This is a genomic window from Streptomyces sp. YJ-C3 (assembly GCF_053891275.1).
Window position 1 is genome coordinate 1,017,800 of record NZ_CM132685.1, and the last position, 19,550, is coordinate 1,037,349.

The following is a 19,550-nucleotide window of genomic DNA, read 5'->3' on the forward strand; positions in this document are numbered from 1 at the left end:
GAATCGGCCACGACGCCCACCCGGGCCGGGATCGGCGGGGCCGGAGGCCGCCACGGAGGACCGGATCCGGAAGGCGCCCGCACGGGGGCCGGAAATACGGGACGGCCGAGGTCGCCACCCCCCACAGGAGAGACCCCGGCCGCCGCGCGGTACGGGTCGCGAGCGGCCCGTACTCTCTTCAGCGCCACGGGTGCGTTTTCTGTCACACCCCGCTGGGTGACCCACTAGTTGCCCGTTGTACAAACATGGACGTGGGGGATTTCAGGCCGTAGCGTGCTGATTCGCGCTGGGGGCGCACGACGCCGAGTGGGCAGGCAGGGACTGGGAGTGCTGGGGGACGACGCGGAGCTGACCGCCGCGGTGCTTGCGGCACAGGACGGGGACGAGACCGCGTTCCGGACTGTGTACCGCGCCGTGCACCCACGGCTGCTCGGGTACATACGCACACTCGTCGGCGACCCGGACGCCGAGGACGTCGCCTCCGAGTCCTGGCTGCAGATCGCCCGGGACCTGGAGCGGTTCGAGGGCGACGCCGACCGGTTCCGCGGCTGGGCCGCCCGGATCGCCCGCAACCGGGCCCTGGACCACATACGCATGCGGGGGCGCCGGCCCGCCATCGGCGGCGACGAGACCGAACTCACCGGCAAACCCGCGCTCTCCGACACCGCCGACGAGGCGATGGAGTCCCTCGCCACCGGCACCGCCATGAACCTGATCGCCCAACTCCCGCAGGACCAGGCCGAAGCCGTCGTCCTGCGCGTCGTCGTCGGCCTCGACGCGAAGAGCGCCGCGCAGACCCTCGGCAAGCGGCCCGGAGCCGTCCGCACCGCCGCGCACCGCGGACTGAAGCGGCTGGCCGAACTGCTCGACAAGGACCCGAAGACCGCCGGCAGCCTCGGCGCCGTACCGCCTCCGAGGCAGCCGAGCACCCGCACGGTGACGTCCGCCGGTGTGACGCAATCGCGTACGCGGACGCAGAAGGACATGTGATGGCCGACGAGCACGACAAGTGGCTGGACCGCGACGCGGCGGAACGCCTGCTGCGCGGGGAGCCGCTGAAGGCCGTCACCGACGACGACATCCGGCAGGCCGAGCGGATCATCACGGCGCTCGACGCGCTGACCGTGCTTCCGGCCGGGCCCGAGGGCGAACTCCCCGGTGAGGAAGCCGCGTTGAAGGCGTTCCGGGAGGCCCGCGCCGTCCGTGCCGTGGACGACGCCGTGGACCGGGTGGTGATCGGCGCCGACCGCCCCGCCCGGGCCGGGCGGCACCGCGCGGGCGCGTCCGGAGCGCCGGCGCCGGCCGGTCCGGGGCGCGAGGCCGGGGACGGTCCGCGCTGGGGACGGCCGGTGCGGTTCGGGATGGCCGCCGCGCTCGCCGCGTGCATGGTCGGCGGCGTCGCCGTCGCCGCCGGGACCGGGGTGCTGCCCTCGCCGTTCGGCGGCGGGAATCCGACACCGGCCGCCTCCGTGTCGGGTGCGGCCAGCCCCGACCGGCCGCTCGTCTCGTCCTCGCCCTCGCCGAGCGACACGGACCGCGACGAGGTGCTGCCCGACGGCTCGGCGACACCCGACGGCTCCGGCGCGCCGAGCGCGGATCGCCGCGAGGAGAGACCCGAGCGCAAGAGCACGACCCGCGCACCCGCCCCGCGCACCGGCGACAGCGGCCGGACGGCCGAGGGAGTGCGCCGCCGCCTGGTCGAGGCCTGCCTCAGATACCGCGGCGGACAGCTCGGCTCGGACGAACAGCAGCGACTGCGCGACTCCGCGAGGAAGTACGGCAGGAGCGCGGCCGACCTCAACCGGTTCTGCGACCGCGTGCTCGGCCGCTCCGACGGCACCTACGGCTTCGGCGGGTCGAACGGCTCGGGCGGCTCCGACGGCTCGGGCGGCTCGGGCGGCTCGGACGGCCACAACGGTGGCCAGGACGGCGACGAGGACGACGACGCCGGCGGCGACGACGGACAGCACGCCGGGAACACCCCTGCCCCGCCCGCCCCCGAACCCTCACCGGGCCTCTCCTACAGCGCCGCGCCCGGCCTCCCCACAGCGACGGCCACGCCCTCCCCGTCCGTCTCGTCAGCCCCGTAAAAGCGGCCCCTGACCTGCGCAGATGCAGTTGTCCAAAAAAGAGTCGCGACAGGTGTGACGTTTTTGGCGGGGGAGACGCAGTACTGAGTGAGCCGACTGGTCATCGGCCGGCGCGCGAGCCGGGGTTCCCCCCGTACCTACGGCTCAGTGCCACCGGCGTGGGTGGGACACGTTCCCCCGGTCCCACCCACGCCCCCAACATCCAGGAGCCGGAGCCGTGGCCGGCACCGCCCTCACCAGTAGATGACGACCTTGTCGCCGTTGCGCACCTGAGCGAACAGGCTCGCGATCTTCCCTTCGTCCCGTACGTTCACGCAGCCGTGCGAAGCGCCGGCGTAGCCGCGGGCCGCGAAGTCCGACGAGTAGTGCACCGCCTGGCCCCCGCTGAAGAACATCGCGTACGGCATGGGCGAGTCGTAGAGCGTCGAGACGTGGTGCCGGGACTTCCAGTACACCTGGAAGACGCCCTCGCGGGTGGGCGTGTACTGCGCGCCGAACCGCACGTCCGTCGTCATCAGCCGCTTGCCGTCCACCATCCACGACAGCGTCCGGCTCGTCTTGCTGATGCACAGCACGCGCCCCGTCATACAGCGCGGGTCCGGCTTCGCCGGGGGCCGGCCGCCCGACGCGTACAGCTCGTCGCGGGTCGGCTCGTGCGTCATCGCGAGCAGTCGCTGCCAGGTGACGGTGTCGGTGGTGCCGGTGCGCGGCAGACCGCGCTTGCCCTGGAACCCCTTGACCGCCGCGGTCGTCGACGCCCCGTACGTGCCTGTCGGCCCGTCGAACAGCCACGCCACCTGACGCAGCCGCGCCTGCAGCGCGCGCACGTCCTTGCCCTGGTCACCGGGGGCGAACAGGACCTTGGGCGCGGGAGTCGCCGACGCCCGGGGCGTGCCGGACGGCTTGGCGTCGACCGGGTCCGGGGCCCGCGACGGGGCGGAAGCGGAAGGCGCGGACGCACTCGGCGCGGCCGGCTGCCTGCCGCCCGTGCCGGCCGCCTGCGCCGTGCATCCGCCGACCAGGGCCAGTACCCCGGTGGCGGCGAGTGTTCTCCGTATGACAGCTGTCCGCATGACGTCCCCCGCCTGCCGCGCCCATCTCTCTTGTCACCTCAGATGCTGCCCGCGCCCGAATGGTTGCGAACAGAGGGCCCGGCAGCGGGTACAACCCTGATGCGGCTCTGTGAGGAAGGTCCCAGCGCGGTCCTCTCCACTCGCCGCACGCCCGCCGCTACAGTCCGTCGCGAGAGCCGCGACTACTGATGAGTAACACGTGCGGGCGTCGCAGGCACACACGATCAATCTGCAGATCGCTGGAGGCACAACCATGGCGCGCGAATCCGAGTCCGGACTGCCCATCGAGCCGGTGTACGGCCCGTCGGCCCTGGACGGCTGGGACCCGGAGCGGAAGCTGGGGGAGCCGGGCGCCTATCCGTTCACGCGGGGTGTCTATCCCTCCATGTACACGGGCCGTCCGTGGACGATGCGCCAGTACGCCGGATTCGGCACGGCCACCGAGTCCAACGCCCGCTACAAGCAGCTGATCGCGAACGGCACGATGGGCCTGTCGGTCGCCTTCGACCTGCCGACCCAGATGGGCCACGACTCCGACGCCCCCATCGCCTCCGGCGAGGTCGGCAAGGTCGGTGTCGCCATCGACTCGATCGACGACATGCGCGTCCTGTTCGGCGGGATCCCGCTGGACAAGGTCTCCACGTCGATGACGATCAACGCCCCCGCCGCCCTGCTGCTGCTCATGTACCAACTCGTGGGCGAGGAACAGGGCGTACCGGCGGACCGGCTCACCGGCACGATCCAGAACGACGTGCTCAAGGAGTACATCGCCCGCGGCACCTACATCTTCCCGCCCAAGCCCTCCCTCCGGCTGATCGCGGACATCTTCAAGTACTGCCGGGCAGAGATCCCGAAGTGGAACACCATCTCGATCTCCGGCTACCACATGGCCGAGGCGGGGGCCTCGCCCGCGCAGGAGATCGCCTTCACGCTCGCCGACGGCATCGAGTACGTGCGCACCGCGGTGGCGGCCGGCATGGACGTGGACGACTTCGCGCCGCGGCTGTCCTTCTTCTTCGTGGCCCGCACCACGATCCTGGAGGAGGTCGCCAAGTTCCGTGCCGCGCGCCGGATCTGGGCGCGGGTGATGAAGGAGGAGTTCGGCGCGCAGAACCCCAAGTCGCTGATGCTGCGCTTCCACACCCAGACGGCCGGGGTGCAGCTGACCGCGCAGCAGCCGGAGGTGAACCTGGTCCGCGTCGCCGTCCAGGGCCTGGGCGCGGTGCTGGGCGGCACCCAGTCCCTGCACACCAACTCCTTCGACGAGGCCATCGCGCTGCCCACCGACAAGTCCGCCCGCCTGGCCCTGCGCACCCAGCAGGTCCTGGCCTACGAGACGGACGTGACGGCCACCGTCGATCCGTTCGCCGGGTCCTACGTCGTCGAGAAGATGACCGACGACGTCGAGGCCGCCGCCCTCGCCCTCATGGAACGCGTCGAGGACCTGGGCGGCGCGGTGAACGCCATCGAGCACGGCTTCCAGAAGTCCGAGATCGAGCGCTCCGCCTACCGCATCGCCCAGGAGACCGACTCCGGCGAGCGCGTCGTGGTCGGCGTCAACCGCTACCAGCTCGACGCGGAGGAGCCCTACGAGCCGCTGCGCGTCGACCCCGCCATCGAGGCCCAGCAGGCCGAACGGCTGGCGGCCCTGCGCGCCGAACGCGACCAGGCCGCCGTCGACGCGGCCCTCGCCGCCCTGCAGAAGGCCGCCGAGGGCGACGACAACGTCCTCTACCCGATGAAGGACGCCCTGCGCGCCCGCGCCACCGTCGGCGAGGTCTGCGACGCCCTGCGCGAGGTGTGGGGCACCTACATCCCCTCCGACGCGTTCTGACCGGCGAACTCCCCGCTGACCTGTGATCTTCCGCCAGCTGGAACCCCTGGGCGGAGTGTCGAGCAGCTGTGCGACACTCCGCTCATGCTGGGTGTCATCGATCTTCCGACCTATCTCGCGGGTCTCGTCCTCATCGTCCTCCTCCCCGGACCGAACTCGCTGTACGTGCTCTCCGTCGCCGCCCGCCGCGGCATACGCACCGGCTACAAGGCCGCCGCCGGAGTCTGGTGCGGCGACACCGTTCTGATGACGCTGTCCGCCGCCGGTGTCGCCTCCCTCCTCCAGGCCAACGCCGTGCTCTTCGGGATCGTGAAGTACGCGGGCGCCGGATACCTGACCTGGCTCGCGGTCGGGATGCTGCGCGCCGCGTGGGGGATGTGGCGGACCCGCCGCGAGCGGATCGCCGCCGCCGAGGCCGGCACCTCCGAGGTCCCCGCGGCCCAGGAGCGGCCCTTCCGCCGGGCCTTCGTCATCAGCCTCCTCAACCCGAAGGCGATCCTGTTCTTCATCGCCTTCTTCGTGCAGTTCGTGGACAGGTCCTACGCCTATCCCGCCCTCTCCTTCGTCGTGCTCGGCGCCTTCGCCCAGCTCGCGAGCGTGCTGTACCTGTCGGCCCTGATCTTCAGCGGCACCCGGCTGTCCGCCGCCTTCCGCCGCCGCAAGCGGCTGTCGGCCGGTGCGACCTCGGCCGCCGGGGTGCTGTTCCTGGGCTTCGCGGTGAAGCTGTCGCTGGCCAGCGCATAGCCCCTCCGGCAGCCGGACCCCGCTCGGGGTGAGCCCGGCCGGAGCGACCCCCTCCGGGTCGACCCCGGCCGGGGCGAGCGCCCGGCGCCCGCGTGCGGGGACGTCACTCAGGAGCGGCCTCACCGCGTCCCGGCACCACCCCGACCTCCGCCAGGTACTCCCGTACCCCCTCCGCCGTCTCGCCGGCCCACCCCACATATCCGTCCGGCCGCACCAGGAACACCCCGGTGCCATAGGCCTCGTACGCCGGGATGCGCACCGCCCGTATGCGCTCGCCGTCCACCGGCGGCAGCTCGGCGTCCGTGCCGACCGCCAGCAGCGTCCAGTGCGGCCCGCGGAAGGCGTCGAACAGCCGGACCCCGCCGCGCCGCCCGTCCGGCGCCCGGTCCCCGGCCCGCAGCGCGCCCTCCGGAAGGCCCGTCCGGGTCTCCCGGGTCAGCGCCGACTCCCGGTACCCGATGCCCAGTTGCTGCACTTCCTTGCCGCGCTGCACGGCCCTGCTGTCCGCGCCCGCGCGGTGGATACGGGTACTGATGCCGAGGATGTCCTCCGCGATCGGCACCCGCTCCTCCTCGTACGTGTCCAGGAGCCGGGCGGGGGCGCCGCCGAGCACCGCGGCCAGCTTCCACGCCAGGTTGTAGGCGTCCTGCACGCTCGTGTTCAGCCCCTGTCCGCCTGCGGGGGAGTGGACGTGTGCCGCGTCGCCCGCCAGGAAGATCCGGCCCTCGCGGAAGCGGTCGGCCAGTGCCGCGCGCGCCCGGAAGTCCGAGGCCCAGATCACCTCCGCGACGTGCTCCTCCCGCAGCGGCGTACGGGTCGCGAGGAGCTTGGCCACCGCGCCCGGTGAGGTGTCGGGGACCGCCGCCTCGTCCGCGTACTGCGCGGCCAGCTGGAAGACGCGGCCCTCGTCCGACGGCAGCGGGCAGAAGGCCACGCCGCCCTCCGGCGCCTTCGGCCACACGTGCCAGTGCGTGTCCGGGACCGGCGCGTCCTCGGTGATCCGCACGTCCGCCACCAGCATCGGCTTGGGGTCGACGGTCTCGCCGGTCATGCCGATGCCGAGCGCCCGGCGCACCGTGGAACGGCCGCCGTCCGCCGCCACCGCGTACCGCGCGCGCACCGTCGAGCCGTCGTCGAGCGTCGCCGTCACCCCCTCGGCGTCCTGCTCCAGGCCCGTCAGGCCGGCGCCGAAGCGGACCTCGCCGCCCAGCTCCCGCAGCCGCGCGTACAGCACCGCCTGCGTGCGGGCCTGCGGTATCAGCCAGCCGTTCGCGAACGGAACCTGCTCGGTCGGCTCGGTGCGCTCGAGCATGTCCCACTCCTGGCCCGGCTCGTCGCCCTCCCAGATCAGCATCGTCGGGTACTCCGTGCCCGCCGCGCGGACCGCGTCCAGCACCCCGAGGTCGAACAGCACCTCCTGCGTGCGCGGCTGCAGGCCCTTGCCGCGCGAGCCGGGGAACAGGCTCTCCGCGCGCTCCACCAGCAGCGCCCCGACCCCGCGCCGCGCCAGGTCCGCCGCCAGCACCAGGCCGGTCGGGCCCGCGCCCACGATCAGGACATCCGTCGTCACCGCACCCGCAGCAGCCATCACCGTCTCCTTAACGTCGTTAAGTCCGCCGTTCACCGAGCATGGGCTTAACGGCGTTAAACTGTCAAGCGTGGCTGAGCAGAGGAACCCGAAAGAGCAGAAGAAGGCCAAGCCGGAGAAGGCCAAGCTCGACAAGGCGTACGTGGCCGACACCGCGCTCGACCTGCTGAACGACGTGGGTCTGGAGGGCCTGACGCTGCGCGCCATCGCCAAGGAGCTGAACGTGCAGGCGCCCGCCCTGTACTGGCACTTCAAGAACAAGCAGGCGCTGCTCGACGAGATGGCGACGGTGATGTTCCGGCGGATGACCGGCGCCGGCCGGGCGGGCGCCGGGGAGGTCGCGTACGAGCCCTCCGGCAGCTGGCAGGAGTGGCTGATGCGGGGCAACCGGCAGCTGCGCGCCACGCTGCTGCGCTACCGCGACGGCGCGAAGGTCTTCAGCGGATCGCGGTTCACCGGGACCGACCACGGGCCCGAGATGGAGGCGAACCTGAGGTTCCTCGTGGCCGCCGGATTCGAGCCGGACCAGGCCGCGTGGGCGAGCTCCACCGCGTACATGTACACGCTCGGCTTCGTCACGGAGGAGCAGGGCATGCGGCCCTACGCCGAAGGGGAACCGCCGGCCGTCGATGTCGCCGAGCGGGCCCGGACGCTGGCCGACTACCCGCTCGCCGCCGCCGCGGGCGGTCAGCTGTTCGCGGCGTACGACGAGCGGTTCGAGGAGGGGCTGCGGCTGATCGTGGCGGGGATCGAGGTGCGCTACGGGGTGAGTTGAGGCTGGGGCCGGCGGTTCAGCACCCGGCGCAGCAGCGGCGTCGCCCACTCCTCGACGTAACGGTTCAGCAGCCAGGCCAGCGTCAGCATCACGCCGATCGTCGCCCCGAACGTGACCCACGACGGCAGGCCGGCGTGCCGGTGCAGGGCCTCGATCGCCACCCAGCCCAAGTGCTCGTGCACCAGATAGAACGGGTACGTCAGCGCGCCCGCGACGGTCAGCCAGCGCCAGTTCGCCCACGCCGTCCAGCCGAGCGCGATCGCCGCCACCGCCGCGAAGCCCACGGTGACGACCGCGATGATGCCGACCGAGGTGCGGTACGAGAAGAAGTCCGGGTTCGGGGTGTGCCACAGCCGGTCGACGGCGAAGTGCTGCCCGATCAGCCAGCTGACCGCGACGATGCCCCAGGCCGTCACGTCGCGCCGGTCGCGGTGCACCAGGTACAGGCCGATGCCGCCGATGAAGAACGGGGCGTACTCCGGCATCAGCGCCAGGGTCAGCAGGGGTTCGCCGGTGGCCTCCGCGAGCGCCGCGGCCAGCGTCCACACCGCGCAGAACAGCACGACGCGGTGCCGGGTCGCGCCCGGCAGGACGACGCACAGGGCGAACAGCGCGTAGAAGCGGAGCTCCGCCCACAGGGTCCAGCACACGCCCAGCACCCGGTCCGCGCCCAGGGGCTGCTGGAGCATCGTGAGGTTCACCAGGGCGTCGCTGGGCGAGACCGTCCGATACACCACCACGGGCAGCGCGAAGACCGCGGTGACCAGCACGATCGCCACCCAGTACGACGGCAGCAGGCGGGACGCGCGGGAGGCGAAGAAGGAGCGCAGGGGCCTGCCCCAGCCGCTCATGCAGATCACGAAGCCGCTGATGACGAAGAAGATCTGCACCCCGAGACAGCCGTACGCGAACCAGCCGTGCAGGGACGGGAACTGGACGCGCGGCGAGGTGCCCCAGGCGTGGGACACCTCGCCGTCGCGCCCGCCGTAGTGGTACGCCGCCACCATCAGCGCGGCGATCAGCCGCAGCCCGTCGAGGGCGTACAGGCGCGGTGCGGCGCGCCTGGCCCGTGGGGGCGGGGCGGCCGCCGACCCGGGTGCGGCCTCGGGGAGCGCGGTCGTGTCGGTGACGGTCATCCGAGTGCGGCCCGTTTGAAGGAGCGGGCCCGTCGCGCGACTCTGCGCACCGCCGCGTTGCGCGGGATGAACGCGAGCTGCGTCGGGATCGCGCCGGGCAGGCCGAGGGAGGTCAGCCGACGGCGCTTGAAGTACCGCCAGGTGTGATCGTTCAGCCGGGTCGAGAGGAAACGCTCGGCCGCGGGCCGCAGCTCCGGGTAGATCTTGGCCTGCATCGCGAAGCCGACCGCCCGCAGGAGATCGGTCAACTCGGCCACGGACAGGGGCTGTTCCTGCGAGGCGACGCCCGGCCGGTCCGTCAGTTCGGGCAGCAGTGCGTCGACGATCGTGACGGGGACCCGGTTGCTGTTCTGGTACGGGGCGAGGCGGTCCAGCAGTATGGACGTGCCGACCCGGGCCACCGGGATCCCGTACAGCGCCGACGCGGTGAGCAGTGCCGTGGAGAAGCAGCCGACGACCAGCGCCGGGCGCATCCGCTGGTACAGCACCTCGGCGAGGACCGGTGTGGTCAGGACGGTCAGCTCGATGCCGAGTCGCTCGGCCTCCTTCTCCAGCGTGCGCGACCAGCGGGCCGGTGCCGTAGGGTGCGGCTTGAACACGATGTGCCGGTGCCCGAGTTCGGACGCCCCGCGCATCATCCGTACGTGCAGGTCCTCTTCCTCCTCGGCCGAGAGGATGTCGAGGGCGGAGAGGTACTGGCCGAGCAGGAGCGCCGGTTCACCTTCTACGTGCGGCAACTCGCCCGCCGTGTCGCCTAGTTCGGCGAGCACCTTGACGAAGGCCTCCGTCGGGACGATCTCGGGCTCGACGTCGAACTCCGTGAGCAGCAGCGGCTTCAGGCCCGGCACGAGGTCGAGGTGGAGCAGACGCCGTACGCGCGTGCCGACCAGCGGGTCGATCTTGTTCCGGGTCGGTCCGTAGCTCATCAGGCCGTCCGCGTACACGTCGACCGGCGCGCCCGTGAAGATCTGCGCGACCGCCATCGCCGGGTTCACCTGGATGGACTCCACGGCCAGCTCGACCTCGTCGTCCCCGAGGCTCCAGAGCAGCCGCAAGTGCCGCTCCCACAAGGGGAGATCGTCCGAGCGCGGTGTCCAGCCGCCCGGGTGGAACGGGGAGATCGCCTCGTTCCAGGACAGGACGTCGTCGAAGCGGCCGCGCAGCAGCTCGAAGCCGGGCATCTCGTCGACGGCCGGGGTGGTCTCGGGCGTCGCCGCGTTGTTGGCGACCAGCAGGATCGTGCGGTCCGCCGGGGCGAAGCGGTCGGTGTCCAGTGCGGCCGCGAGCGTCGCGGTGCCGTACAGGGTCGAGGCGAGGAGAATGCGCGTCGTCATGCGGCGGCCTCCGCGCTCACCGGGCGGCGGCGCAGCCGGCGCAGCCGGGTGGCGCGCTCGACGTCCATCGAGTCGAGCGCCTCGTCGAGCACCTGTTGGGGCATGCGCTTGAGCGCCGCCGCGCTGAGGGACTTCAATTTGCGCGCCACGGCCGGTTCGAACCTTTCGATGGATCCCAAGTGATGGGAAATGATGGCGCAGTACGTGCGCACGGCTTTCGGGAGAAGCTGATCCGCGTCCCGGTCCTCGGCTGTTTCCCGTACGACCTGGTCGAATGCGCGAATGAAATCGAGCTGGCGTACGTCGCCGATCTGGGTGAGCGAGGACGCGACACCGCGCCGATAGAAGACGCCCAACAGACTCACCGCGGCGAAGGATTTGGCCTCGCGGTGCAGCCGCCAGATCCACGGCCGGTCCTCCGCCGTGCGCAGCCCGTCGGTGAAGTGCAGCAGCCCCTCGTCGGCGAGACGCCGGTGGTACATGCCGGCCCACGCGTACGCGTAGTCGACGGACGTCGAGCGGTCCGCCGGCAGGATCGCCCGCCGCGGATCGAGGACGACACCGCGCAGCCCGTGCGGCACCCGGTGGATCGTGCGGGCCCGGGCCGTGCACTGCACATGGTCCGCGCGGACGAAGTCGCAGCCCAGCCCCTCCATGGCGGCCAGGAGCCGCGGGTAGTAGCCCGGCGCGAGCCAGTCGTCGCCGTCCAGGAACGTGAGGTACTCGCCGCGCGCCGCGTCCAGGCCGGTGTTGCGGGCCGTGGCGAGTCCCCCGTTCTGTTCGTGTCGCACGACGACCGCGCCGGGCAGCTCGCGCTCGGCGCGCGCGAGAATGTCCGGTGTCCCGTCCTTGGAACAGTCGTCGACGAGAATGAATTCGAAGTCGTCACGTGCGTTCGCACGGAGACTTCTCAGAGTGTCGGGCGCGTATTGCTGCACGTTGTAGAACGGCACGATGACGGAGAGCTTGACCACGTCGGTGACGTTAGGCGGCGGCCCGGCATTCGTCTTGACCGGCGGCTTGATGTCAGGTGAACGACGTGTGGCGGGACCGTGAACCGGCCCCTCCGAAAGGCAATTCCCGGGCTGATTCGCCATTCGTCGGCATGCTGTTAACCGTTTGTTGCACTCCGGTTGGGCCGCGGCTCTCCATGCCTTCCTAACTTCTTCGACGTGCCAGCAAGTACAGCCGAGCAACGGCGGATCGCCGTACTCGCAGACTCCGACACCCGATGGAAATGGGGCGCGCTCACCGCGGCCCGCATCGCCTCCGACAACGTCGCGCTCGACGGATTCCTGCTGCGCGGCCGTGCCACCCCCACCGCCCGCCAGCTCACCGAGGTCGGCGTGAGCGCCGACTCGCTCCGCGAGGTCACCGCGGTCGAGTTCCTGCGGGAGATGGAGCGCTCCGGCCGGCAGGAGTCCGGATCGTACGACGTGGTCGTCCTCGCCCTCGTCGGCGGCGCCGTCCAGGCCGTACTGCACGGACTCGCCCACGCCTGGCAGGGGCGGGCCGAGCGCCCCGTCGTCGTCACCGGCTACGTCGGCGTCGTCTACGAGAAGCTCGCCGACGGGCTGCTGCTGCGCCACGGCGCGGACGTGGTGCTCGCCAACTCGGCCTACGACGCGGAGCGGTTCCGCGCCGTGTACGAGGGCGTGGGCGCCGACGCCTCGGCGGTCACCGAGTGCGCGCTGCCGTTCCTCGGCGGCGCCGCCTACCAGGACGTGCACGACCCGTACACGGTGGTCTTCGCCGCGCAGCCGTCCGTGCCGGACACCCCGGCCGACCGGATGTACCTCCTGGAGCGACTGGTGCGGCACGCCCGCTCGCACCCGGAGCGCGAGGTCCTCCTGAAGCTGCGCAGCAAGCCCGGCGAGCACACCACGCACATCGAGGAAGTGCCCTACCAAAAGCTCGTCCAGCGGCTGGATCCGCCGCCCAACTTCCGTCTCGTGTACGGGAACATGGGCGAGGTCCTCGACCGTACGGACCTGCTCGTCACGGTCAGCTCCACGGCCGCGCTGGAGGCACTGCACCGGCGCATCCCCACTGCGCTGCTCACCGACCTCGGGGTGCGCGAGGCGCTCGGCAACCACCACTTCACCGGCTCCGGCTGCCTGCTCTCCTGGGACCGGCTGGACGCCGGGGAGCTGCCCGCGCCGGACCCCGCGTGGGTGGCCCGGCAGGGCGTCGCCGCCGACGGGTCGTACGAGAGCGCCTTCGACGGGGCCCGCGCCAGGGTCGCCGCGCTGCTCGGCCGGGACCGCCCGGCCCTCGCCCCTTACTACAGCCGCACCACCGCCCCCGGCTATCTGCCGCGCATCCTGGCCCGCCACCACCTGGCGCCCGACGGCAGCCCGCTGCCCGGGGCGCCCGCCGCCGACCGGGAGCCCGGCGCCGTCCGGCAGATCGTCCGGCGGGCCGCCCGTGGCGCCTACCGGCACGGCGTGCAGCGCGTCGCCCCCGTGATCCGGCGGATGGGGGAGCTGTGACCCCGCGCGCCGGCCGATCCCCCGAACTCCCCGAGCTCCCCGAACTCCGCGAAGGAGAACCCCACATGACCGACCCGGAAGCGGGACAGGCGGCCCCGGTCCGCCGCGTCCTCGCCGTGATCCCCGCCCGCGGCGGCTCCAAGGGAGTACCGGCCAAGAACCTCGCCCCGGTCGGCGGCGTGCCCCTGGTGGTCCGCGCCGTGCGCGAGTGCCTCGCCACCCGGCAGGTGACGGACGTGGTGGTCTCCACCGACGACGCGGCCATCGCGGCCGCCGCGCGGGAAGCCGGCGCGGAGGTCGTCACCCGGCCCGCCGCGATCGCCGGCGACAAGGCCACCTCCGAGGCCGCCGTGCTGCACGCCATGGACGCGCACGAGGCGCTGCAGGGCGCTGCCGTGGACGTGGTGCTGCTCGTGCAGTGCACCAGCCCCTTCATCGTCCGCGAGGACATCGACGGGGTGGTCGCCGCAGTCGTCGAGGGCGGGGCCGACAGCGCCCTGACTGTCGCCCCCTTCCACGGCTTCGTGTGGCGGGACGGATGGGACGCTGTCGATGAGCCGCGGGCGATCGCCGGCGAACGGGCCGCGTCCGTGGGCGGCACCGGCACCCTCCTCACCGAGGCGCCCGCGACCGGCGGCGGCTACGGCGTCAACCACGACAAGTCCTTCCGGCCCCGCCGCCAGGACCGCCCCCAGGACCTCCTGGAGACCGGCGCCGTCTACGCGATGGAGGCCACCGGCTTCCGCCGCCACGAGCACCGCTTCTTCGGCCGTACGGAACTCGTCCGCACCGACCCCGCGCGGGTCCTGGAGATCGACGACCCGCACGACCTGGCCCGCGCCCGCGCGCTGGCCCCCCTCTTCGACCAGCGCGCCCTCCCCACCCGGGAGGACATCGACGCGGTCGTCCTCGACTTCGACGGCACCCAGACCGACGACAAGGTGCTGATCGACTCCGACGGACGGGAGTTCGTCACCGTGCACCGCGGTGACGGCCTCGGCATCGCGGCCCTCCGCAGGAGCGGCCTGTCGATGCTGATCCTGTCCACGGAACAGAACCCGGTGGTCGCCGCCCGGGCCCGGAAGCTCAAGATCCCGGTCCTGCACGGCATCGACCGCAAGGACCTCGCACTGAAGCAGTGGTGCGAGGAGCAGGGCATCGCGCCGGAGCGCGTGCTCTACGTCGGCAACGACGTCAACGACCTCCCGTGCTTCGCCGTCGCCGGCTGGCCCGTGGCGGTCGCGAGCGCCCATGACGTCGTACGCGGCGCCGCACGCGCGGTCACCACCGTCCCCGGTGGCGACGGCGCGATCCGAGAGATCGCCAGCTGGATCCTCGGCCCTTCTCTCGACTCCCTCGACAAGTAAGGAACGTATTCCCCATGTCTGCCCAGTCCGCCCAGTCCTCGCCCTTCGGTCTCAACTCCCGCCTCCGCACCTTCGGTTCGCGCACCGCGGGCCCCGGTCAGCCCGTCTACATCACCGGTGAGATCGGCATCAACCACAACGGTGACCTGGAGAACGCGTTCAAGCTGATCGACGTCGCCGCCGAGGCCGGCTGCGACGCCGTCAAGTTCCAGAAGCGCACCCCCGAGATCTGCACCCCGCGCGACCAGTGGGACATCGAGCGGGACACCCCCTGGGGCCGGATGACGTACATCGACTACCGCCACCGCGTCGAGTTCGGCGAGGACGAGTACCGCGAGATCGACGAGCACTGCAAGAAGCGCGGCATCGACTGGTTCGCCTCCCCGTGGGACACCGAGGCCGTCGCCTTCCTGGAGAAGTTCGACGTCCCCGCCCACAAGGTCGCCTCCGCCTCGCTCACCGACGACGAGCTGCTGCGCGCCCTGCGCGCCACCGGTCGCACCGTCATCCTCTCCACCGGCATGTCGACGCCGAAGCAGATCCGCCACGCGGTCGAGGTGCTCGGCTCGGACAACATCCTGATGTGCCACGCCACGTCGACCTACCCGGCGCAGGCCGAGGAGCTCAACCTCCGCGTCATCAACACCCTCCAGGCCGAGTACCCGAACGTCCCGATCGGCTACTCCGGCCACGAGACCGGCCTGCAGACCACGCTCGCCGCGGTCGCCCTCGGCGCCACGTTCGTCGAGCGCCACATCACCCTCGACCGCGCCATGTGGGGCTCCGACCAGGCCGCCTCGGTGGAGCCGCAGGGCCTGCAGCGCCTGGTCCGTGACATCCGCACCATCGAGCAGTCCCTCGGTGACGGCGTCAAGAAGGTCTACGAGTCCGAGCTCGGCCCGATGAAGAAGCTGCGCCGGGTCGCGGGCGTCGTCGCCGAGTCGGAGATCGCCGTCGCGGCCGGCGAGCCGGTCGGCGTCTGATCATCAACTCCCCGGCGGTCCGGCGCGGTCGAGCGCGCCGGACCGCCACGGCGTCCCCGGGGAGGGCCGCATGTCTGGCAATGGCAGTACGTTGTGCTTCGTCGAGAGCCCGGTACAGCTCCTCAACGTCCTGGAGTGGGCGCACCACGACCAGGTCACCGCGACCGTCGTGGTGCTCTCGCCCACCGACCCGATGACCCGCGGCCAGCTGCGCCGCATGGCCGAACTCGCCCGCGGGGAAGGCCACTCGGTGCGCTGGGAGGAGGCGCGCGGCGGCGCGGGAGCCCCCTTCCAGACCGTCGGCGGTCTCGCAGGCGCGCTGCGCGGCGCCGACCGGATAGTGATCGGCGACCCGTTCTCCCGCTACGTGCAACTACTGCTGATGATCACCCGCGCCCGCGACCTGGTCGTCGTGGACGACGGCACGGCCACGATGGAGTTCATCTCCCAACTGGCCCGCGGCGAGAAGCTCGTGCGCTGGCACCGGCGCGGCGGCCGCCCCGGCCCCCGCGACCTGGTCTTCGGCCCCGTCTCCGCCGCCGCCCGCCGAAGACTCACCCCGCGCCCCGGCCGGCGCACCGTGTCCGTGTTCACGTCCATGCCGGTGGACGAGGTGCCCGACGGGGTGACGGTGACGGCGAACGACTACGCCTGGACCCGCGCCCGCTTCGGCCCGCCCCGCCTGACGCGCGGCGCCGACCTGGTCGGGACGTCCCTGGTGGAGACCGGGGTCGTCGACCTCGACCGCTACCTGGAGGCGGTCCGCGAACTCGCCGCGGCCCACGGCGCCACCCGCTACTTCGCCCACCGCCGCGAGGCCGCCGACAAACTCCACCGGCTCGCCACCGAGACCGGTCTGGAGGTCGTCCGCCCCGACCTGCCGCTCGAACTCATCGCCCGCCGCGGCCCCATAGGCCGTACGATCCTCAGCTTCCCCTCGACGGTCGTGCACACCCTGCCGATCGCCCTGGAGGGCACGGGGGTGAAGGTCGCGGTCTGCGAGATCGACCCCGCCTGGCTCAGCCAGGGAGTCTCGGACCACGCGCAGGGATTTCTCGCGGGGATCGCCGGGTCGGCGCGGGGGGTGCGGACCGTGTGAGTTCCGGGCGCGGTCGGCGGGCGGTCGCGTCGCGGTCCGGGGACCTTCGCCGGGCGGCCTGGGCCGACGCCTGTCCCGCCCAGGCGAAATCCGCTGGCCCTCCCTCGACCGCGCCCCCTACCCTGCCCTGCATGAGCAGCCCCGAGTCCGACAGACTCCGGCCACCGGTAGCCGTCCGGTGGCCTTCTTCCGCGCGGCGTTGAGACGGTCCCGTCTCCGCTGACGCCTGCCATCGCCCGGACTGCCGTACCGCGACCTCTCTCCTTCTCGCACGGTCACGGAGTCCGCTGTGCCCTTCCCGCTGTACCTGCTCGCCCTTGCCGTCTTCGCGCAAGGAACCTCCGAGTTCATGCTGTCCGGCCTCGTCCCGGACCTCGCCCATGACCTGGGCGTCTCCGTCCCCGCCGCCGGATCCCTCACCTCCGCGTTCGCCGTCGGCATGATCGTCGGCGCGCCCCTCGCCGCGGTGCTCGCCGCGCGGTGGTCGCGGCGCGCGGCCCTCTCCTGCTTCCTCGCGGTGTTCCTGCTGGCCCATGTGGCGGGAGCCCTGACCGGCAGCTACGGCGTCCTGCTCGGCACCCGCTGCGCGGCCGCGCTCGCCAACGCCGGGTTCCTCGCGGTGGCCCTCACCACCGCCGCGTCCCTGGTCGCCCCCGACGCCAAGGGGCGGGCCACCTCGGTCCTGCTCGGCGGCACCACCCTGGCCTGCGTCGCCGGTGTGCCCGGCGGGGCCTGGCTCGGCCAACTCCTCGGGTGGCGGGCCGCTTTCTGGGCGGTCGCGGCGCTCTGCCTGCCCGCGCTGGCGGCGGTGGCGCGCTGGGTGCCCGCACAGGCGCCGACCGGCGCGCGACCGGACGTGCGCGCGGAGCTCCGGGCCCTGCGCGGCCCCCGGCTGCGCACCGTCCTGCTCCTCGGCGCCCTGGTGAACGCGGCGACCTTCTGCACGTTCACCTACCTCGCGCCCCTCGCCACCGAGGTGACCGGCATCGGCGCGGACCGGGTGCCCGCGCTCCTCGCCCTGTTCGGGCTCGGGGCGTTCGCCGGTGTGAGCGCGGCCGGGCGGCTCGCGGACACCCGGCCGGTGCCCCTGCTCGCCGGCGGCGGGGCGGCCCTGCTGCTGGGCTGGGTCCTGCTGGCGCTGACGGCGGGCAGCCCGGGGGCCGCCCTCGCCCTCGCCTTCGTCCAGGGCGCCCTGGCCTTCGCCGTCGGCTCGACCCTGATCGCACGGGCCCTGTACGCGGCGAGCGGCGCGCCCGCCCTCGCGGGCGGACTCGCCACGGCCGCCCTCAACGTCGGCGCCGCCCTCGGCCCCTGGGCCGGCGGCCGGGCGATCGGGGCGGGACTCGGGTACCGGGCCGTGCCCCTGGTGAGTGCGGGGCTCGTGGCGCTCGCCTGCGCGGTGGCGGCCGGCGTCGCGGTCCGCGCCCCGCGCCGCGGCCCCGTCTCCCGCTGACGCCCCACCGGCACCAGCCGTGACGCAGCGGCGGCCGGTGCCGGAACCCGCAGGTCGAAAGAGTTGTCTTACCCCCTCCGCGCGATCGACATGCGCACCAGCGCCAGATTTCTTACGTCAATCTGGCTGAACTTTTGTTGATCGAGGGTTAGTTGGCCCGTGCATCGCCCTACCCTTCAGAGGGTGAACCAGTTGATGTCCCGAGAGTCCGAGGCCGACCGGCCGGGGGAAGCCGTCCCCGGCGACGCGCTCCCCGGTGTCCTGCCCGAAGCGCTCCGTGCGGAACTCGTCGCCTTCCGACGCGACTTGCACATGCACCCCGAGCTGGGCAATCAGGAGTTCCGTACCACCGTCGCACTCAAGACCCGCCTGGAGAAGGCCGGGCTCGCGCCGCGCGTGCTCGGGATCGGTACCGGCCTCATCTGTGACATCGGTACCGAGACGGGCGAGTGGACCGGCGGGCCCGGCATGCTCGCGCTGCGCGCCGACATCGACGCGCTGCCCATCCCGGACACCAAGGCCGGCTGCGCGTACCGGTCCACCGTCCCGGACCGCGCGCACGCCTGCGGCCACGACGTGCACACCACGGTCGTGCTCGGCGCGGGCCTCGTCCTCGCCGAGCTGCACCGGCAGGGCCGGCTCCCGCGCCCCGTGCGGCTGATCTTCCAGCCCGCCGAGGAAGTGCTGCCCGGCGGCGCCCCCGACGCGATCGAGTGCGGCGTCCTCGACGGCGTACGCAAGATCGTCGGCGTGCACTGCGACCCGAAGGTGGACGCCGGGCGGATCGGACTGCGGCACGGCGCCATCACCTCCGCCTGCGACCGCCTGGAGGTCGCCCTCGACGGGCCCGGCGGCCACACCGCCCGCCCGCACCTGACCACCGACCTCGTCACGGCCGCCGCCAAGGTCGCCACCGAGGTCCCGGCGCTGGTCGCCCGCCGGATCGACGCCCGCTCCGGGCTCGCCGTCACCTGGGGCCGCATCGAGGCGGGCCACGCGTGCAACGTGATCCCCCAGCACGCCGAGCTCTCCGGCACCGTCCGCTGCCTGGACCTCGACGCGTGGCGGCAGGCGCCCGACCTGGTGCACGGCGCCATCCAGGAGATCGCCGAGCTGTACCGGGCCAAGCCCGTCGTGAACTACATCCGCGGCGTGCCGCCCGTCGTCAACGACCCCGCGGTCACCGACCTCCTCCGGGACGCGATGATCTCCCGGCTCGGCCCCGACGCCGTCGAGGACACCCAGCAGAGCCTGGGCGGCGAGGACTTCTCCTGGTACCTGGAGCACGTGCCCGGCGCGATGGCGCGCCTGGGCGTGAAGACCCCGGGGGACCGCACGTCGCGCGATCTGCACCAGGGCGACTTCGACGCGGACGAGTCGGCGATCCGGGTGGGCGTGGAGCTCTTCACGGCCACCGCGCTGCTGGACGCGGTCGAGGTCGTGCCGGGCGACTGACCGGTCGGTGCCGCGTCAGCCCCGGTGACCCGTTCGGTCCCCTTCGCCGGAGTGGTTCACCGGGGCGTAACCGACCAGCGGCACGAATCGGTAACGGCAGGCACCAAGGGCGTTCCTCGGCGTGTCT

16 protein-coding genes are annotated in these 19,550 nt (G+C 72.6%); 11 read left to right on the forward strand and 5 right to left on the reverse strand.

Features of this window, described 5'->3' with window-relative positions:
* The first annotated feature begins 327 nt into the window (after positions 1-327).
* The gene (locus tag ACVHNB_RS04485; protein ID WP_428952721.1) at positions 328-990 is read left to right on the forward strand and encodes an RNA polymerase sigma factor; all 663 of its coding nucleotides are present in this window, start codon (positions 328-330) and stop codon (positions 988-990) included.
* On the forward strand, positions 990-2,090 hold the full coding sequence (locus ACVHNB_RS04490; protein ID WP_456227457.1) for a hypothetical protein: 1,101 nt from the start codon (positions 990-992) through the stop codon (positions 2,088-2,090). The genes ACVHNB_RS04485 and ACVHNB_RS04490 overlap by 1 nt, the downstream gene beginning before the upstream one ends.
* 233 nt (positions 2,091-2,323) lie before the next feature.
* Here the strand turns inward: ACVHNB_RS04490 and ACVHNB_RS04495 are convergent, their stop codons facing one another.
* Positions 2,324-3,163 (reverse strand): L,D-transpeptidase family protein, encoded by an 840-nt coding sequence (locus ACVHNB_RS04495; protein WP_428952719.1) that lies wholly within the window; start codon positions 3,161-3,163, stop codon positions 2,324-2,326.
* Positions 3,164-3,416: 253 nt separating this feature from the next.
* Between ACVHNB_RS04495 and ACVHNB_RS04500 the strand changes: the two genes are divergently transcribed.
* Together ACVHNB_RS04500 and leuE are read left to right on the forward strand one after the other, a co-directional pair.
* Entirely contained in the window at positions 3,417-4,997 is a 1,581-nt protein-coding gene (locus ACVHNB_RS04500; protein WP_428952718.1) for an acyl-CoA mutase large subunit family protein, read from the forward strand.
* A gap of 84 nt (positions 4,998-5,081) precedes the next feature.
* Positions 5,082-5,741, forward strand: coding sequence for a leucine efflux protein LeuE (gene leuE, locus ACVHNB_RS04505; protein WP_428952717.1), 660 nt, complete (start codon positions 5,082-5,084; stop codon positions 5,739-5,741).
* A gap of 103 nt (positions 5,742-5,844) precedes the next feature.
* On the opposite strand, the gene ACVHNB_RS04510 is transcribed toward leuE, so the two are convergent.
* Positions 5,845-7,329, reverse strand: coding sequence for an FAD-dependent monooxygenase (locus ACVHNB_RS04510; RefSeq protein WP_456227458.1), 1,485 nt, complete (start codon positions 7,327-7,329; stop codon positions 5,845-5,847).
* A 70-nt stretch (positions 7,330-7,399) separates the two neighbouring features.
* On the opposite strand from ACVHNB_RS04510, the gene ACVHNB_RS04515 reads away from it, so the two are divergent.
* Positions 7,400-8,104, forward strand: coding sequence for a TetR/AcrR family transcriptional regulator C-terminal domain-containing protein (locus tag ACVHNB_RS04515; protein ID WP_456227459.1), 705 nt, complete (start codon positions 7,400-7,402; stop codon positions 8,102-8,104).
* Here ACVHNB_RS04515 and ACVHNB_RS04520 read toward each other — a convergent pair.
* The 3 genes from ACVHNB_RS04520 to ACVHNB_RS04530 are packed head-to-tail and all read right to left on the reverse strand — an operon-like array spanning position 8,089 to position 11,548.
* The gene (locus ACVHNB_RS04520; protein WP_456227460.1) at positions 8,089-9,240 is read right to left on the reverse strand and encodes an acyltransferase family protein; all 1,152 of its coding nucleotides are present in this window, start codon (positions 9,238-9,240) and stop codon (positions 8,089-8,091) included. The two genes, ACVHNB_RS04515 and ACVHNB_RS04520, sit on opposite strands and share 16 nt — an antisense overlap.
* Positions 9,237-10,574: a polysialyltransferase family glycosyltransferase gene (locus ACVHNB_RS04525; RefSeq protein WP_456227461.1), complete on the reverse strand. Its 1,338-nt coding sequence runs from the start codon at positions 10,572-10,574 to the stop codon at positions 9,237-9,239. Before ACVHNB_RS04525 ends, ACVHNB_RS04520 begins: the two co-directional genes overlap by 4 nt.
* Positions 10,571-11,548 carry a glycosyltransferase family 2 protein gene (locus tag ACVHNB_RS04530; RefSeq protein WP_428952712.1) on the reverse strand — a complete coding sequence of 326 codons (978 nt, stop codon included), beginning with the start codon at positions 11,546-11,548 and terminating at the stop codon, positions 10,571-10,573. Before ACVHNB_RS04530 ends, ACVHNB_RS04525 begins: the two co-directional genes overlap by 4 nt.
* Before the next feature lie 198 nt (positions 11,549-11,746).
* Between ACVHNB_RS04530 and ACVHNB_RS04535 the strand changes: the two genes are divergently transcribed.
* From ACVHNB_RS04535 to ACVHNB_RS04560, 6 genes are all read left to right on the forward strand, one after another.
* On the forward strand, positions 11,747-13,066 hold the full coding sequence (locus ACVHNB_RS04535) for a DUF6716 putative glycosyltransferase (RefSeq protein ID WP_456227462.1): 1,320 nt from the start codon (positions 11,747-11,749) through the stop codon (positions 13,064-13,066).
* A 65-nt stretch (positions 13,067-13,131) separates the two neighbouring features.
* Positions 13,132-14,433 carry a cytidylyltransferase domain-containing protein gene (locus tag ACVHNB_RS04540; RefSeq protein ID WP_428952710.1) on the forward strand — a complete coding sequence of 434 codons (1,302 nt, stop codon included), beginning with the start codon at positions 13,132-13,134 and terminating at the stop codon, positions 14,431-14,433.
* A 14-nt stretch (positions 14,434-14,447) separates the two neighbouring features.
* On the forward strand, positions 14,448-15,416 hold the full coding sequence (locus ACVHNB_RS04545; RefSeq protein WP_456227463.1) for an N-acetylneuraminate synthase family protein: 969 nt from the start codon (positions 14,448-14,450) through the stop codon (positions 15,414-15,416).
* 70 nt (positions 15,417-15,486) lie between these two features.
* Entirely contained in the window at positions 15,487-16,515 is a 1,029-nt protein-coding gene (locus ACVHNB_RS04550) for a hypothetical protein (protein WP_456227464.1), read from the forward strand.
* Positions 16,516-16,804: 289 nt separating this feature from the next.
* Positions 16,805-17,968, forward strand: a complete 1,164-nt coding sequence (locus tag ACVHNB_RS04555) for a Cmx/CmrA family chloramphenicol efflux MFS transporter (RefSeq protein WP_456227465.1) — start codon at positions 16,805-16,807, stop codon at positions 17,966-17,968.
* A gap of 195 nt (positions 17,969-18,163) precedes the next feature.
* Entirely contained in the window at positions 18,164-19,423 is a 1,260-nt protein-coding gene (locus ACVHNB_RS04560; RefSeq protein ID WP_456227466.1) for a M20 family metallopeptidase, read from the forward strand.
* Positions 19,424-19,550: the final 127 nt, after the last annotated feature.